Source organism: Halorubrum tibetense (assembly GCF_042661865.1).
GTDB classification, from domain to species: domain Archaea; phylum Halobacteriota; class Halobacteria; order Halobacteriales; family Haloferacaceae; genus Halorubrum; species Halorubrum tibetense.
Window position 1 is genome coordinate 1 of record NZ_JBHSWW010000739.1, and the last position, 517, is coordinate 517.

The following is a 517-nucleotide window of genomic DNA, read 5'->3' on the forward strand; positions in this document are numbered from 1 at the left end:
TGAGTTTCTCGAGCTCCTCGACGGCCTTGACCTCGGCGTCAAGGCCGTCTATCTCGATCGCGGATTCTACAACAGCACCTGTCTTGGGCTGTTGTCCACGCACAACTACGCCTACGTGATGCCGATCGTCAAGTGGGGTGAAACGATCCAAGACGAACTCAGTAGAGGCTGGAGCCGCGAGATCGAACACGATCTCGCCGGCAAGGTAACGTTCCCTGTGTTCATCGACTGCGTCTACCAACAGGGACGATACGACGAACACGGGGTGGCGCGTCACGGCTACGCCGCTGACGCGCCGTTTATCGACACGCCACGGGATGCCCGAGAGCACTACAGCAAGCGCTTCGGCATCGAGTCGAGCTACCGATTAGCCAAGCAGAGCCTCGCATTCACCAGTTCTCAGGACGCTGGGCTACGGCTGGTGATGTTTGTGGTGAGCCTACTGCTCCAGAATAGCTGGCGGTATCTACACTGGCGGTACGTGGCGGCGCCCCGCCGCGGGGGGCGCCGCCTCTGG

Annotated in this window: 1 pseudogene; it reads left to right on the forward strand. The window is 60.9% G+C overall.

Features of this window, described 5'->3' with window-relative positions:
• A pseudogene (locus ACFQEU_RS18045) lies at positions 1 to 517 on the forward strand (ISH3 family transposase); the annotation flags it as partial.